18 protein-coding genes and 2 tRNA genes are annotated in these 15,386 nt (G+C 41.9%); 1 reads left to right on the forward strand and 19 read right to left on the reverse strand.

Going from position 1 to position 15,386, the window contains the following annotated elements:
• Positions 1-189: 189 nt before the first annotated feature.
• The 10 genes from rplL to infA all read right to left on the reverse strand — a co-directional run bounded on the left by rplL (position 190) and on the right by infA (position 5,153).
• Entirely contained in the window at positions 190-582 is a 393-nt protein-coding gene (gene rplL, locus PARA125_RS07360) for a 50S ribosomal protein L7/L12 (RefSeq protein ID WP_502920597.1), read from the reverse strand.
• A gap of 17 nt (positions 583-599) precedes the next feature.
• On the reverse strand, positions 600-1,139 hold the full coding sequence (rplJ, locus tag PARA125_RS07365; protein WP_213158193.1) for a 50S ribosomal protein L10: 540 nt from the start codon (positions 1,137-1,139) through the stop codon (positions 600-602).
• A gap of 15 nt (positions 1,140-1,154) precedes the next feature.
• The gene (rplA, locus tag PARA125_RS07370) at positions 1,155-1,856 is read right to left on the reverse strand and encodes a 50S ribosomal protein L1 (RefSeq protein WP_213158195.1); all 702 of its coding nucleotides are present in this window, start codon (positions 1,854-1,856) and stop codon (positions 1,155-1,157) included.
• Positions 1,857-1,866: 10 nt separating this feature from the next.
• Positions 1,867-2,295 carry a 50S ribosomal protein L11 gene (gene rplK, locus PARA125_RS07375; protein ID WP_213158197.1) on the reverse strand — a complete coding sequence of 143 codons (429 nt, stop codon included), beginning with the start codon at positions 2,293-2,295 and terminating at the stop codon, positions 1,867-1,869.
• A gap of 57 nt (positions 2,296-2,352) precedes the next feature.
• On the reverse strand, positions 2,353-2,901 hold the full coding sequence (nusG, locus tag PARA125_RS07380) for a transcription termination/antitermination protein NusG (RefSeq protein WP_213158199.1): 549 nt from the start codon (positions 2,899-2,901) through the stop codon (positions 2,353-2,355).
• Between the two features lie 48 nt (positions 2,902-2,949).
• Positions 2,950-3,213, reverse strand: coding sequence for a preprotein translocase subunit SecE (gene secE / locus PARA125_RS07385; protein ID WP_213158200.1), 264 nt, complete (start codon positions 3,211-3,213; stop codon positions 2,950-2,952).
• Between the two features lie 167 nt (positions 3,214-3,380).
• Positions 3,381-3,453: transfer RNA gene (locus PARA125_RS07390), tRNA-Trp, on the reverse strand.
• Positions 3,454-3,523: 70 nt separating this feature from the next.
• On the reverse strand, positions 3,524-4,711 hold the full coding sequence (gene tuf / locus PARA125_RS07395; RefSeq protein WP_213158202.1) for an elongation factor Tu: 1,188 nt from the start codon (positions 4,709-4,711) through the stop codon (positions 3,524-3,526).
• 54 nt (positions 4,712-4,765) lie between these two features.
• Positions 4,766-4,837 (reverse strand) — tRNA-Thr (locus PARA125_RS07400).
• Between the two features lie 97 nt (positions 4,838-4,934).
• The gene (gene infA / locus PARA125_RS07405) at positions 4,935-5,153 is read right to left on the reverse strand and encodes a translation initiation factor IF-1 (RefSeq protein WP_213158384.1); all 219 of its coding nucleotides are present in this window, start codon (positions 5,151-5,153) and stop codon (positions 4,935-4,937) included.
• Between the two features lie 159 nt (positions 5,154-5,312).
• Between infA and PARA125_RS07410 the strand changes: the two genes are divergently transcribed.
• On the forward strand, positions 5,313-5,648 hold the full coding sequence (locus tag PARA125_RS07410) for a hypothetical protein (RefSeq protein WP_213158203.1): 336 nt from the start codon (positions 5,313-5,315) through the stop codon (positions 5,646-5,648).
• Between the two features lie 319 nt (positions 5,649-5,967).
• Here the strand turns inward: PARA125_RS07410 and PARA125_RS07415 are convergent, their stop codons facing one another.
• The 9 genes from PARA125_RS07415 to floA form a co-directional block, all read right to left on the reverse strand.
• Positions 5,968-6,501: a FliO/MopB family protein gene (locus tag PARA125_RS07415; RefSeq protein ID WP_213158205.1), complete on the reverse strand. Its 534-nt coding sequence runs from the start codon at positions 6,499-6,501 to the stop codon at positions 5,968-5,970.
• Positions 6,502-7,022: 521 nt separating this feature from the next.
• Positions 7,023-8,042: an alcohol dehydrogenase gene (locus PARA125_RS07420; protein WP_213158207.1), complete on the reverse strand. Its 1,020-nt coding sequence runs from the start codon at positions 8,040-8,042 to the stop codon at positions 7,023-7,025.
• A 254-nt stretch (positions 8,043-8,296) separates the two neighbouring features.
• Positions 8,297-9,589, reverse strand: coding sequence for a pyruvate dehydrogenase complex dihydrolipoamide acetyltransferase (locus PARA125_RS07425; protein ID WP_213158208.1), 1,293 nt, complete (start codon positions 9,587-9,589; stop codon positions 8,297-8,299).
• Positions 9,590-9,603: 14 nt separating this feature from the next.
• The gene (locus PARA125_RS07430) at positions 9,604-10,596 is read right to left on the reverse strand and encodes a pyruvate dehydrogenase complex E1 component subunit beta (protein WP_213158209.1); all 993 of its coding nucleotides are present in this window, start codon (positions 10,594-10,596) and stop codon (positions 9,604-9,606) included.
• 37 nt (positions 10,597-10,633) lie between these two features.
• Positions 10,634-11,653, reverse strand: a complete 1,020-nt coding sequence (gene pdhA, locus PARA125_RS07435) for a pyruvate dehydrogenase (acetyl-transferring) E1 component subunit alpha (RefSeq protein WP_213158211.1) — start codon at positions 11,651-11,653, stop codon at positions 10,634-10,636.
• Between the two features lie 182 nt (positions 11,654-11,835).
• Positions 11,836-13,092, reverse strand: a complete 1,257-nt coding sequence (locus PARA125_RS07440) for a dicarboxylate/amino acid:cation symporter (protein WP_213158212.1) — start codon at positions 13,090-13,092, stop codon at positions 11,836-11,838.
• A 95-nt stretch (positions 13,093-13,187) separates the two neighbouring features.
• Positions 13,188-13,871 carry a YggS family pyridoxal phosphate-dependent enzyme gene (locus PARA125_RS07445; RefSeq protein WP_213158214.1) on the reverse strand — a complete coding sequence of 228 codons (684 nt, stop codon included), beginning with the start codon at positions 13,869-13,871 and terminating at the stop codon, positions 13,188-13,190.
• A 73-nt stretch (positions 13,872-13,944) separates the two neighbouring features.
• Positions 13,945-14,352, reverse strand: coding sequence for a hypothetical protein (locus PARA125_RS07450; protein ID WP_213158216.1), 408 nt, complete (start codon positions 14,350-14,352; stop codon positions 13,945-13,947).
• Between the two features lie 2 nt (positions 14,353-14,354).
• Entirely contained in the window at positions 14,355-15,380 is a 1,026-nt protein-coding gene (gene floA / locus PARA125_RS07455; protein WP_213158217.1) for a flotillin-like protein FloA, read from the reverse strand.
• Positions 15,381-15,386: the final 6 nt, after the last annotated feature.

The raw sequence follows: 15,386 nt of genomic DNA on the forward strand, positions 1-15,386 counted from the left end.
GCATCTTAGTGAATGAGTTGTTTGCAAGGAAATACTATAACAATTGAGATTTTCTTTATTTTTGAAAAAAATCTGAATTGAAATACTATTTTATTGCAGACTTAGCTGCCATTTGATTAAATGCCGAAATCCCAGAATCATGACATTTTACGGTCATGACTCTGGGTTATTAAGTTCTAGAAGTAGGCCTTACAGACCTTTCAAAGTAACTTTGCAACCAGCTGCTTCGATTTTCTTCTTGATCTCTTCAGCTTCTGCTTTAGGAGCTGTTTCTTTTAAAACTTTTGGAGTGGATTCAACCAGCTCTTTTGCTTCTTTCAATCCAAGACCAGTGATCTCACGCACAACTTTAATTGCACTGATTTTCTTGTCATCAGCAACTTTTTCTAGCGTAACTTGGAAATCAGTTGCTTCAGCTGCTGCAGGAGCTGCACCTGCCGCTGGAGCTGCAGCCACAACTGCTGCCGCTGCTGCCGCTTTAACTCCCCATTTTTCTTCTAGGGCAGTTTTTAACTCCGCCATTTCTAAAACTGTCAATTGGCTGAGCTGCTCCACGAGTTCTTCTTTTTTATTGCTCACGATATTACCTCACTAAATTACTAAGCTTCTGTTAATGAATTGTTCTCGTCGTTTTCTTGCTTGCATTTGTTGTCTAAGCAATACACAACGCTTGATACGATGGCTTCCATCACGGATAAGGTGTGCGACATTGGTGCTTCGAAGACACTCAGTAACTGCGCTCTCATCTCATTCATTGATGGCAACTTGGATAATTTCTCAACATCTTCGCTGTTGTACATTCTTCCATCAAAGCGTCCACCCATTACATTAATGGCTTTGTTTTCATCTTTGAATTTGAAGACAACTTTAGCGGTTTCGACAGGATCTTTACCCGCAAAAACGATTCCAATATGACCTGGAAGAGCTTGGAGATCTAATTTGATTCCTACGCAATCAGCAGCCCGCACTAAAATACGCTTTTTCACCATTTCAATGTTTCCACCCAGAGTTGAAACTCTGCGTCGGAAATCTGCCACGGCGTTTGCAGCTAATCCCATGTAATTGATAATCACAAAGGAATCAAAATTTTCGATTTGACTCTTGATTTCATCCAAAAGAAGGTGCTTTTCTTTTCTCATCTTTCACTTACTCCTTTATGATGAACCAACGGCTTTGCGTAGATCGATTTTAAATCCTGGTCCCATCGTCGAAGAGATGACCATGGAAGCTAGAAATTCCCCTTTAGCTGCCGCTGGCTTAGCTTTTTGCACTGCGCTTAGAAAACTTTGAATATTTTCTTCTAATTTTTCTTGAGCAAATGAAAGCTTACCAATCATGCAGTTCACCACACCGTGACGATCGATTTTAAACTCAATTTTACCACTTTTGAGTTCTTGAATCGCTTTTACGATATCGTTTGTGACAGTTCCTGCTTTAGGAGTAGGCATTAAGCCTCGGGGTCCGAGAACTTTACCTAATTTTCCTACATCTCTCATCATGTCTGGGGTGGCAATCACTGCGTTAAAATCAGTCCATCCCCCGCTAACTTTTTCAAAAAGTTCTTCGTTACCCGCGTAATCAGCACCAGCAGCTAAGGCTTCTTTCACCTTATCGCCTTTAACAAAAACAAGAATTTTCATTAATTTACCTGTGCCATTCGGTAGTGACACAGTTCCGCGAACGCTTTGATCCGATTTGCGAGGGTCAACGCCTAGTTTTAAAGAGATGTCCACTGACTGATCAAACTTGACCGTGGGGCATTTCTTTAACATCTCGATTGCTTCTGCTACACTGTATGCCTTGCGAACATCAAATGTATTGGCAATCTCCCGAATTCTTTTACTTGGACGGCCCATTTTACCTTCTTTACTCGTTGACGAGTTCAATTCCCATAGAACGCGCGGTTCCTAATACACAGTTAGTAGCAGCTTCCAAACCGTTCGCATTCATATCTTGCACTTTAGCTTCGGCAATTTTTCTTGCTTGCGAACGGGTGATCTTCCCTACTTTGTTACGGTTAGGAATGGCAGATCCTTTTTCAATGCCCACTGCTTTTTTCAGCATTTCAGCTACAGGAGGCTTTTTACAAATAAATGAAAACGTTTTATCATGATAAACGTTAATCACTACTGGCAGAACGTCGCCAGCCATCGCTTGTGTTTTCGCATTAAATTCTTTGCAGAACGCCATGATATTGACGCCAGCGGAACCCAAAGCTGGACCAATTGGTGGCGCTGGGTTTGCTTTACCTGCAGAAATTTGCAGCTTAATCACTTTAACAATTTTTTTAGACATAAACCCTCAATCTTTCTATTAGGCGTTTACAGCGAGGCAACTGTTAACGCATCATTTTTATGTGTTTTCCGCATCAGCAGAAATTTCTTCAACCTGCATAAATTCCAAATCATCTACACGTGTATCGCGCCCAAAAATGGAAACCAAAACACTTAAGCGACCTTTGTCATGAAAAACTTCAGTAACTGTCCCTACAAAGTTAACAAAAACACCATCGACAATTTTTACACGATCGCCTACATTAAACTTATGGCGCTGGGTAACAGTTTGTTTTTTGTCTTCAAGATCTTTAAGAATCTCTTCAACCTCTTTTTCAGTTAAAGCTGTGGGTTGATCTCCACCTAAAAAATCTACAATACCAATTGTATTTTTTACATAACTCCAAGATTCATCCGTTAACGTCATCTTGATCAGTAAGTAACCGGGCCACAGCCGTTTTTCCACAACTTTTTGCAAACCGTTTTTCACTTCTGATACTTTCTCAATGGGTAAGACGACTCTTTCAATGAGCTCACTCATCCCTTTGTGTTCGCGATGCTCTTCAAGATTTTTTTTCGCTTTTTTTTCTTGCGAAGAGATTGCTTGAACGACATACCATTTATGCATTGTTTTACCGTAATCCTTGCCGGTTGAAATGTTTAATTTGACTTAGCGTTATCCTGCAATTAAATGCACAACATTTCCCAATCCCGCGAGAATAGTTTGAATGAAAACATCCATTATATAAATTCCGATCCCAAAAGCAAAAGTCGCTCCCACTACAATTTTTGCATAGGCGAGAAGTTCTTCCTGGCTCGTCCAGGTAATTTTCTGGAATTCTGCTTTGATATTTTCTAAAAACCCAAAATCTTTTTTAGTGGTAACAGAACTTTCTTTCGGAGAGACTTCAGACACCTGTTGCGTTTTTTTGACTTCCATGGCGTTCACATTTACCCCCGAAAAATTGTCGCTATGAATTGCTTAGTATACATTTTTGGACTGAGAAGAAACGAAGTGTACTAAAACTTAAAAATTAAATCAACCGATTTCTTCTAGGACTCTGTTTGCTTTATTTTACCCAGTTGATTCGAAACAAAAAAAACAAACGAGTGCGGAGGGACTCGAACCCCCGACCGGCGGCTTTGGAGACCGCAGCTCTACCAACTGAGCTACACACCCTTAAAGAAGACCACTCAGCGAATGGTCTCCTGTAAATTTACTCAGGAAATTAAAATGATTTCCAGTTGAATTACTTGATGATTTCGGAAACTGTTCCGGCACCGATTGTTCGGCCACCTTCACGAATCGCAAAACGCATCCCTTTTTCAACAGCCACTGGCTGAATCAGCTCAATGGTCATTTCAACGTTATCACCTGGCATCACCATCTCCACATCTTGAGGAAGCTCAACAGTCCCTGTCACATCTGTGGTACGGATATAAAGCTGAGGACGGTACCCGGTAAAGAAGGGTTTATGACGTCCACCTTCTTCTTTAGTCTGAATGTAAACAGGCCCTTTAAATTTTGTATGCGGAGTGCAAGCACCTGGAGCAGCAAGAACCATACCCCGTTGGATTTGATTTTTATCCACACCACGGAGCAAGAGTCCAACGTTTTCACCAGCTCGAGCTTCATCAAGCGTTTTGTTAAACATTTCTACACCTGTGACCACAACATCGCGAGTCTCTCCAAGGCCAACGAGTTGAAGCTTATCGCCCATTTTGACAGCTCCACGCTCAACACGGCCTGTAGCCACTGTTCCACGTCCAGAGATAGAGAAGACGTCTTCGATTGGCATTAAGAATGGTTTGTCGATTTCGCGAGCAGGCTCAGGGATAAACGCGTCTACAGTATCCATCAGTTTATAGATTGCCTCTACATACTTAGGATCACCTTCAAGAGCTCTTAATCCGGAACCACGGATAACTGGAGCGTCTTTATAACCTTTCGCCTCGAGAAGTTCGTGAATTTCCATTTCCACCAAATCCAAGAGCTCTTCGTCGCCTTCTCCTAACATATCTACTTTGTTGAGAAACACGACAATTGCAGGAACCTGCATTTGGTGCGCCAACAGAATATGTTCACGAGTCTGAGGCATCGCCCCATCTGTTGCGGCTACAACGAGAATAGCGCCGTCCATCTGAGCTGCACCTGTAATCATGTTTTTTACATAGTCAGCGTGTCCTGGGCAGTCGACGTGTGCATAGTGACGCTTTTCTGTTTCATACTCAACGTGTGTGGAGTTAATTGTAATTCCACGCGCTCTTTCTTCAGGTGTTTTATCAATAGAATCGTAACTTCTAAAAATCGCTCCGCCTTTCTCAGCCAATGCTTTGGTGATTGCGGCTGTTAACGTTGTTTTCCCGTGGTCAACGTGCCCGATTGTCCCGATATTGACGTGCGGCTTGCTACGTTTAAAGGATTCTTTTGCTGCCATTTGATTTCCTCCATTTGGCTACAGTGCTTTTTTTTCTTTTAAAAATTTATTTTCTGCCCAGAATAGGAATTGAACCTACGGCCGCTTGCTTACCATGCAAGTGCTCTACCACTGAGCTATCTGGGCAAGTGAAACTACTTTTGCTTCTTTTCGACTCGAAAGCTTGTGAGTTTAGGGCTTCTGACAAAAAAAATCAACCCCTATTCACGCTTTTTGTCTTAGCTTATTTTTGTCGAAATACGATGCGCCCTTTGGTTAAATCGTAAGGGGACATTTCAACATTTACTTTATCCCCTACAAGGACACGAATATTCTTCATTCGCATTTTTCCACATAAATGGGCAATCACGACCAGTCCATTTTCTAGCGCTACGCGAAAGGTCATGTTAGGCAGCAGTTCTTCTACTGTGCCTTCTAATTTAAGGGTATCTTCTTTTGGCATATTTTCTTGGGTTGCATTTTTTGACATGAAATTTACTGTGAATGAGAGTAACATAAATTTAGTAAATGTCAAGAGTAACTCGACCCTTTGTGAGTTTTTTTTAATCTTGTCATTTTTTCGGGCTTTTAATATTTACACCTTCAACTTAAAAAAAACCTTATGTTTAAATGCAACTTAAATATTTCTCCTCTGTTTGAACGGTTCACTCCAAAAACGCCTTTAGCGAAGACAGGGCTTTGGGCCCTTATTGCCGCTACTTCTGTGGTAGCAATGGCTGCTTTTTCAGTTTTAACCGTTATTTTAAGTGCCTTATTAGCACCAGCTGCTTTGAACGCGCCTGTGCAGACGCTTGCATTCCTTACTGTGATAGTATGTGAGGTGGTAGTAATTGGCTGCAGTGCTCTCGCCGTCTCAGCCTCCTTTATGGCAGCAGATAACCTTATTGAATGGTTTTATGAACGACGCTTTCACTACTTTGGGATCCCAACGAAATAATAAGCGCATTAAAAAAATAAACAACCTTTTGTTTTTTGGCGGGCATAATCTGCTTGAGTTCTAGCGCCGTTATGTCATCCCTTTCTGCTAAATGTATCGAATTCGGCCTTGTTTCTTGTTTGGCAATCACCAAGCTTTTGCCTGAGGTTCTCCTGATTCTATTATCGCTAGCCCTTCTTCTCACAGAGGAGAGGGATTGATCGCTTCTTTTTATTTTCCAAGAAATTTATTAGGCAGGTTTTGTTGCTCGAATTTCTATGGCTAAAGCCAAAAAGGTTTCGGCCACGCTTTTAAAGCTAGGGATTTCCCTTGTTTTCCCTTATTCTTTATTCTTTTTTTCGAATAATTGCCTGAATGACTCTTGCGTTTCCTGATCAGCTATTGAAAAATCGGCAACCAGATTTTTTTCAGCCAATTTAGTTAATCCATTCAAAGACTCCCCTAAAATGAGTTGCTTACCCTCTATCTCCACCACATATACCCACGATTTAGGGCTAAGAGAACGGCGATCGAGAATTTTAATCATGCTGGTTACATTATCTTGTAAAAAGCGCGTATAAACGATCTTCTTCACGGCCCAGGAAAGAAAAAGAAGCGCTGAAACGATCAGCCCTAATACAAATACCATGTAAATAAAATTTTTCCAAAAAGGGGAATTTTCATTTGCTATTGCTTTTAATTCTTGCTGAAATGCTTCATCAAGGAGGACAGCATCTGTTTTTTTATGGAGAGCAGAAGAAAGGGGGCCAACTGAAGAGCTTGATTTTGCCCCCCCGTCTGAAACTTCACCACTCCAGCTTGAGGTAGGAGAAAGCAGGCAGAAAAAAATAAAAAGCAAGGTGGATAAACGCATACGTTCCTCAATGGCTAGTTGTAAAATTTAAGCATAAGGTTTCCTTCAATTTCTCTTAAGAACTAATTTCTCATTTAGCCGAATCTAATTTTTGTATGCGATTATAAAAAAAAAGAAGATCGGCCACTCGTTGGAGAAATTTACAAAACGATCGGCTTGCAGGAAAAAATAGCTGGCGTTTACCCACCTTTTAACCGCGCTTAGATCAGCTAGGCACAGCATTATTTTTCAGAAGAGGAAATTAAATTGCCTCAGGCTGTCTGGGAAAATAACAAAAACTTTTGTAGGTGTTTATCAGAAAAAAAAGCTGGATATTGATCTAGAGCTAAAAAATTAGTGAATGCTATGCATAATAAAGGTCTCCGAAATAGGGGCAGAAACCTCGCTTTAATATCTCAAAAAACATGATTGGCTAAGCTCTATTTCTCTGAATATCAAATACCTTCAACAAGCTATGCCTTAGTCGAAAATATTGAAGAGTTATACCCACGTTTAGGATGACCTAAAGAGCCTCTGGTTTCTTAGTTTCCGGTTAATAAAACTATTCGAAAACGAGCCCTGCCGCTCATCATTTTTTCATAGGCCTCGTCCACTTTTTCAAAAGGATAAGCCTCGTTCATAGAGCGCACGCCTGTCAACGCGCTGAATGACAGGGTATCTTGCGAATCGATAGAAGTTCCCGAAGGCCATCCTGTAATAGAACGTCTTCCTGAAATGAGAGCTGCTGCCGAGATTGAAAGGGGATGGTGGGTAGCTCCTACTATCACGCATTTGCCGTTTATACTAAGCCCCCCTAACGCTGATTCAATGGCTTCTGCTTCGGTGACAGTCGATAAAAGAACCTTCGCTCCTCCTAATTCAGCTAGCTCTTGCGCAGGATTTTTTTCTAAGCTATCGATGTAATGATGAGCCCCTAGCCTTTTGGCCAAAATTTCTTTATCTTTACCCCGAGCAATGGCGATTGTCTGAAATCCCATTTTAGAAGCAAACTGCACCGCCAAATGTCCCAATCCCCCAATCCCTAAAACAGCCACGATCTCTCCTACACAAGCACCAGTATTTCGCAAGGCATTAAAAGTGGTGATCCCTGCGCACATTAAAGGACCAGCTTCCACGGCGGAAATTTCCTCGGGAATCAAAGCTAAAGCATCCACAGACGCTATCATGTAATCAGCATACCCCCCATCGTAAGTAACTCCCGTTATACTAAGATGGCTACAGGTAACAAAATCTCCCCTTCTACAAGATTCACAAAAACCACAATGGCCTCCATACCATCCAATTCCCACCCGCTCGCCCACTCTCCAATTTGCCACGTTTGGGCCAAGCGCATCAATTATACCTGCAACTTCGTGCCCAGGAACTCGGGGATAAGTCACGTGCGGGAAGGATCCTTCTTTTGTAAAAGAATCGCTATGGCAAATTCCACAGGCTTGAACTTTAAGGCGTACTTCTCTTTCACCAGGTTCAGGTATTTCACGTTCAACATACTCAAAAGGACCATTTGGCCGGCTTACTTGGATTGCACGCATTTTTGCCATAGAAACTCCCCTAAAAATGAATTAGACTTTTAGCTCATCTTACAGGCACAAAACCCATAGCCTGAAGTCTTTGCTGCAATCCATTTTAGATATAGCTGCTTGCTATTTCCTGAAAGAAATTGCCACACATACCTTAAGTTGCTGGAGGTGCCCTAAGCATTTTTGCGCGTAAGATAAACTTTTAATTACAGAAAAAAAGAATTTGTCTTCAAGAAAAAGAAGCCTCAAATTCTGATGATTTAAGGCTTGGATATTTAAAAAAGAAGTGAGGCTGGATTCTCTAAATATTTTTGGACTGTCTTTACAAACTCTGCAGCTGCCACTCCGTCTACTACTCGATGATCGGCTGAAAGGCAAATATTCATGATTTTTCCAGGAACAACTGTCCCATTTTGAACGACAGGGACATTTTGGATGCCGCTTACGGCTAAAATAGCAGCTTGTGGAGGATTGATAATGGCTTTAAAGGCTGTAATTCCATACATCCCTAAATTGGAAACTGTAAAGGATCCTCCTTTATATTCTGATACATCAAGCTTACCTTCTTTGGCCCTTTTAGCTAGTTGCCGAACCTCCAGAGAAATCTCTCCTAAATTTTTGTAATTCACATGCCGCACAATCGGCGTAATCAATCCTCCCGGCACACTTACAGCGACAGAAATGTCGATCGTCTCAAAACGAATAATCGTTTGATTAGCTGAGTTGAAACCACTATTCACCTGGGGATGTTCTACAAGTGCCAGCGCGCAAGCTTTTATCACAAAATCATTAAACGTCAACTTAACATCTACATTTCTAAGTTGCTCTCTAATCTGGCTTAAAGGCATAACGTTGACTGATTGTTCAACATAAATATGAGGAATAAATGTTTTAGCATCTTGCAATCTTTGAGAAATCACTTTGCGCATGGGAGTGAGAGGTTCTTCATGGTAAGAGCCTGGCTTTTGGGTTGGCTGCACTCGTTTTCCAAAGGCAACTACCCCTGAACTTTGAGCCCTTTCTAAGTCACGACTCATGATCCTGCGATTGGGACCTGTTCCTTTAACCGTCGTTAAATCAAGGCCACGCTCTTTCGCAAGCTTGCGAGCAAGAGGAGAAGCAAGAATCCTGTTCGAATTTTCCGTTACTCCTTCAAATTCGTAGTGTTCTAAGGGAGGCTCTGGCACAAAGGCTGGCTGGCTGATTGATCCAGTAATACCTTTAATTTCAGCAGGAGCGTCCTTTTTTTCTTTGGCTTCAAATTCAGCACGAGAAACTTCAACTTTAGGCTGTACCACTTCTAACCTATAGCCGTCGATGCTTTCATTTTGTTCAGCAGTGAAAATAGCAATCGGCTGGTTGACTTTCGCCTCTTCCCCCTCAGATATCAAGATTTTGCGCAACCATCCTTCATCTAAAGCAGCATGCTCAACCGTTGCCTTGTCGGTGGCCACTTCTAGCAATAAGTCGTTAACGCTAACTTGATCTCCTTCTTTTTTATGCCATTTCACAATCGTTCCTTCTTCCATAGTCGGTGAAAGTTTTGGCATCATTAAGGTAAATGGCATCGGTGTTCCTCTCTTTACACATTCATAACTTTGTGAGAAGCAGCTAAAACTCTCTCTACAGAAGGCAAGGTTGCTTTTTCCAAGACTTTCGAATAGGGCATAGGGGTTTCTTTTTGGCAAACTCTTTCTATCGGCGCATCGAGATAATCAAAGCAATGTTCCATAATCTGAAATCCAACTTCGGCAGTAATCCCTGCAAAAATGTGGCCTTCTTCTACTAATACGCAGCGATTAGTGCGCTTGACCGATTCAGCAATCAAGCCAATATCTAGAGGCTTAATTGTTCTTAAGTCGATTAACTCCGCTCGAATTCCCTTTTTAGCAAGTTCCTTTACAGCTTCGCGACAGACTTTAACAGTATGGCTATGAGAAACGATTGTCAAATCTTTGCCTGGGATATCAATACGTGCCTTTCCAATAGGAATTAAATATTCTTCCACAGGGATTTCCATTTTATCCCCATAATCTAGCTCGCTTTCTAAAAATAGGACGGGGTTATTACACCGAATAGCTGATTTAAGCAAGCCTTTTGCATCGTAGGCATTACTTGGGGCAATTACAATAAATCCTGGTAGGTTTCCATAAAGCGCTTCCACACAATGGGAATGCTGTGAAGAGACCTGGGCAGCGGCCCCATTTGGCCCTCGAAATACAATAGGGACAGAAAAACGATTCCCCGACATATAATACATTTTTGCAGCATTCGAGATCAATTGATCGGCAGCCACAAAGGAAAAGTTAAAACTCATGAACTCTACCACAGGACGTAAACCTGTCATCGCCGCTCCAATACCTAGCCCCGTAAATCCTAGCTCTGAAATAGGTGTATCGATAACTCTTTTGCTGCCCCACTTGGCCAAAAGCCCCTTTGTGACCTTATAAGCACCATTATACTCGGCAACCTCTTCTCCCATAACAAATACATTTGGATCCCTTGCCATTTCTTCATCAAGCGCTTGGCGCAGGGCTTCTCTCATTTCAACTACTTGAGTATTCGATGTATTCATCCACAATCTTTCCTGTAAAGCCGTTTAAAATTTAAATTTAGGAAGGAGCAAACACATCTTCTTCAACAGATAACGGATTGGGCCAAGGGCTTTCTTCAGCATATTTCATAGCTGCTATAGCTTGCTCTCGACACTCTTTATCAATTTTTTTGAATTCTTCACTATCGATTAGATGGTGCTCTTCCAAAGCATGTCGCATTAAGAAAATGGGATCCCGTTGCATCGATTTTTGCAATTGTTCTTTGGTGCGATAAAGCCCAGGATCAGAAATAGAGTGGCCGCGAAAGCGTTCTGTCAAAACCTCTAATAACACAGGGCGTCCAGTTTCTATAACTTCCTCATACACATGAGAAAAACCTGCATAGCAATTGAAAAAATCCATCCCATCCAATGTGTAGGCTTTTATATTGTAGGTAGAGGCAATATCTTCAGCAAGTCTTTTAAAGGCAAGCGCACGATCAACAGCGGTTCCCATGCCCCAGAGATTATTTTCGATCACATAAATGCATGGAAGACTCCAAAGAGAGGCTAAGTTAAGTGACTCATGAACGGCACCTTGAGCAACAGCCCCATCTCCTAAAAAGCAAATGGCAACCTCATTTTTACTCCCGCTGTATTTGACCTGAAAGGCCGCTCCTGTGGCGATTGGCACCTGCCCGGCTACAATTCCAAAACCCCCTAAAAGCCTTTTTGCATAAAGATGCATGGACCCTCCACGTCCACGAGCGTTTCCTGTGGCCTTACCGTATAATTCTGCCATAATTTCTTCAGGCGTTGCACCTAGCAAAAGAGCAAGCGCATGGCAACGATAGGAAGTGATGTACCAATTTTCTTGCCCTAAAGCTTGGACAGCGGCAACTTGGATCGCTTCTTGTCCGATATAAGAGTGAAAAAAGCCACCGATTTTACCTTGTTGATAAGCAGACTCCGCGCGAATTTCAAAATTGCGGATGGTTAACATTTTTGTCAGCTGTTGAATAAGGAGATCTTTTCCTAGAAGTGCAATCACTTCGTTTTGGTTGGAAGGGAAAAAAGAATGCGGAAGGGTTTTGTTCACTGAATTACCTAAAATTTAACTCATCTAGTTGATGAGCCATTTTAACATAGAAGTAGAAAAAAGCAAGAAGACCTTGCGTCCATTGAAATCTCTACCTCCACTCTTTTTCCCACTCTCCCTTCTGGGGTTTTTAGGATGGACCCCAGTTTTTTTACCTTACACTCCCTTTTGCTGGTTAAAATTTAACTTTGCACAAGGTTAGCAACAGGAGCTTCTCGTGCATTTTTTGCGGCAGCCATTTTCTCTTTTATTTCATGGTGAACCACTGTTGTCACGCAGGAATCCGACCACACATTAATAGCCGTCTCAAGCATATCAATTAAGGTGTAAAAAGGAAGAATCACCCCTAATACATTTAAAGGAACATTCATAGTAGCCAAAAATGCGCTCGCAAGAAAATAACACCCCATAGGCACTCCCGCATTTCCCACAGCTGCAATTGTCGCAATAAAAATCCACGCGATCATTTCGACAGGGGAAAAAACAACACCTGCATGCATTGAAACGAATAAAACGGTGATTAAAATAAAGGCCGCACACCCGTTCATATTAATGGTAGTGCATAAAGGGAAACTGAATCTGGCCACTTGGCGAGAAATCTTTAGGCGATCCTCAGCACATTGCATGGCAAGAGGGAGCGTGGCGCTTGACGATTTGGAAAAGAAGGCCAATGATAAAGCAGGAAGCATAGCTTTAGCTGTTTGAAAGGGGGATATTTTTTTTAGCTTTAAAAAGAGAGGTAAAACCAAAAAAGCCTGCACCAAGTTGGCGATCACTACACAAGATAAGTATAAGGCTAAACTTTTAATTTCGAGCCCTGCGCGCATATCGCGCACAAACAAAGTTAAAAAGGCGCAAATTGCAAAAGGCATCAACCACACAATCCAGGTGGTAATCTTCATAATAGCGGCATAAAGGGCTGAAAAAAATGCATGCAGGAGTTCTCTTTTATCATTCGGGAGACTCAATATTGCAAAACTAAACAACATAGCTAAGAAAAGCACTCCGATGACATTGTTCTCGCTAAATGGTTGAACGATATTGCTGGGAATTGCCTGGAGCAAATAGGTTAAATACCCTGTTTGGTTGGCCTTAGGAATCTCAGTGAATTGAACAGTAATTTGGGAACTCGTTGGATCAATTAATACAAATAAAATTAACGCCACTGTAGCAGCAAAAATTGTGGTTAGTAAGGTGTATTTGAGAACTTTCAATCCCATTAAACGAATGTCTTGAGCACTTTTCATGCCAGAGGCTGTAGCCACAATTGAGAGAAAAATGATCGGAAGGCTGACCAGCTTAAGCAAATTGATGAAAACCTCTGAAATAATAGAGGCTCCTTGATCTATCCATGGCAAATTCATATAACCTGCCAGTAGTCCAGCAAATACAGCAACAGCAAAACCGCTGTTCCCGTTATAATTTATTTTTAGGGGCATGGTGAGAGATCCTCGATAGTCATTGTCGTGTAGCTTTTTTACCGCTTAAGGGGTTGTTATAGAACAAACTTCTATTATCTGTCAAAACCGAGCTGCTATTCCCTTTTGCCAAAAATTGCGGTGCCAATCCTTAACAAAGTCGCCCCTTCTGCAATAGCCCACTCAAAATCATTCGACATTCCCATGGATAGATGAGAAAGAGGATACCCGCCGGAAACAACCAATTGCTCTTTAAGTTTACGTAGTTTTTTGAAGCACGTCCTGACAATATATTCATCTTGAGAAAAAGGAGCTATTGTCATCAGCCCCTCCACGCAGATACCAGAGAGGGAAAGAAGTTGCTCATATCCATTTCGGCAAGATTCAATCGTCCACCCCTGCTTCGTTAATTCTCCTGAGGTATTCACTTGAAGAAGGACGGAAGTTTTTTTGCCTAGTTTTAAGCTCGTCTCGGAGATTTTTCTGGCTACTTCGAAACTATCTACCGAATGGACAAGAGCAAATTTTCCTATAACTTTGGAAACTTTATTGAGCTGCAATGAACCAATCAAATGCCATTGGATATCTTGGGGAGTAAGGGGCTGTTTTTTGAGGGCTTCTTGAACCCGGTTTTCTCCAAAATTATGGCACCCCACCTCATATACAGATAAGATAGCTTCTACAGGATAAGTTTTAGTAACAGCGATTAGAGAGATTTCACCAGGAAGCCTCCCATAAGTATAAGCGAGTTGTTCAATACGAGTTTTAAGTTCGAGGTAATTGTCTTGAGCCCATGTCATTTTAAATCTATTCCTACTAAGGGGATTAAGCTTTTATAGGGAGAAGGCCAAGGAAAGGTGAAGGGAGGGTGGGTCAGTCTCTTTCATAACCTTTCGGCTTTCCCAAAATTTCATGGTAAAGGATCATATCTTTGGCAGAAGAAGCTTGACGCACTAATTTTTTTGCTCGTGACGCAGAATTTTTTGCATAGCGGGGATAATGAAATTCTTTAGAGGCAACAGGTAAAGTTTTGTCAAGAAGGCTTTTTTTGGCTGTATGTCCTGTAGAAATAGGCTTAGGGGGATTTTTTTTAGCTGGCCCCTTTACTTGCACATCCAATGCCCCCCGCAGTTCTTGAAAAGCTCGGGCCTCTTGCCCGCGTTCAAGTTGAAAATCGTCGGGATGGGAGCGACGTCTTCTCTCGTCTAGCACTTTTTTAACGAAGAGAAAAACCGCCGCGAACATCCAAATAATAACTCCCAAAACCTCGCTAATATCCATATTTACCGGATAGGCCTATCTTTTTCTTCAGGTTGAGCAATGGAAGCCCGCATATCTGTATCGGCTTGAATATTTTGGATACGTTGGTAGTCCATAATTCCTAAATTCCCTTTCTCAAAGGCATGGGCCATAGCGAGAGGCACAGCAGCTTTAGCTTCCACAAGCTTAGCTTCCATATCTTTAATTTTGGCAATATTTTCTTGTTCTAATGCAACAGCCATGGCGCGCCTTTTTTCAGCTTCAGCTTGAGCAATTTGCATATCTGCCTGCGCTTTAGCTGCACGCAGCTTAGCTCCAATGTTTTCTCCCAGATCCATTTCCACAATGTCAATCGATAAGATTAAAAAGGCGGTCGAAGAATCTAATCCTTTTTCAAGCACGACCTTAGAAATTCTTTGAGGTGATTCTAAAACTTGCAAGTGAGTATCTGACCCTCCGATAGCGCTGACAATCCCCTCACCTACCCGAGCAATGATCGTTTCTTCAGTGGCCCCCCCCACAAGCTGAGCAATATTAGTTCTAACCGTCACTCTCGCCCGCACTTTGATTTGAATTCCGTCCTTTGCTACCCCTACGCTATAGCCGCCAGGACTTGGACAATCAATCACTTTGGGATTAACAGAAGTCTGTACGGCGGCTTTCAGATCTCGTCCCGCTAAATCGATCGCGGTAGCCCGACGCCAATCTAAATTCAAATTTGCTTTATCTGCCGCAATCATTGCTTCTACGACTTCTGCGACATGCCCCCCTGCCATATAGTGGGTTTCCAAATCCGCTACTGAAATATCCTTTAAGCCTGCTTTATAGGCATTGATGCGAGCATTCACAATTAATTTTGGCGGAATCTTTCGCAAACTCATGCCGATAATATTAAAAAGCCCAATCGGGGTTCCTGAAACGAAAGCTTGAAACCATAGGCTGATAAATTTCCCTAGGATCCCTAGCATAATAAAAGCCACAATTCCTAGAAAAATAAAGAGCATATAAAACTCGCTACTAATCTCTGCTACTAAAAGATGCATAATCATACTTCC

It is taken from the genome of Parachlamydia sp. AcF125, assembly GCF_018342475.1.
GTDB lineage: Bacteria > Chlamydiota > Chlamydiia > Chlamydiales > Parachlamydiaceae > Parachlamydia.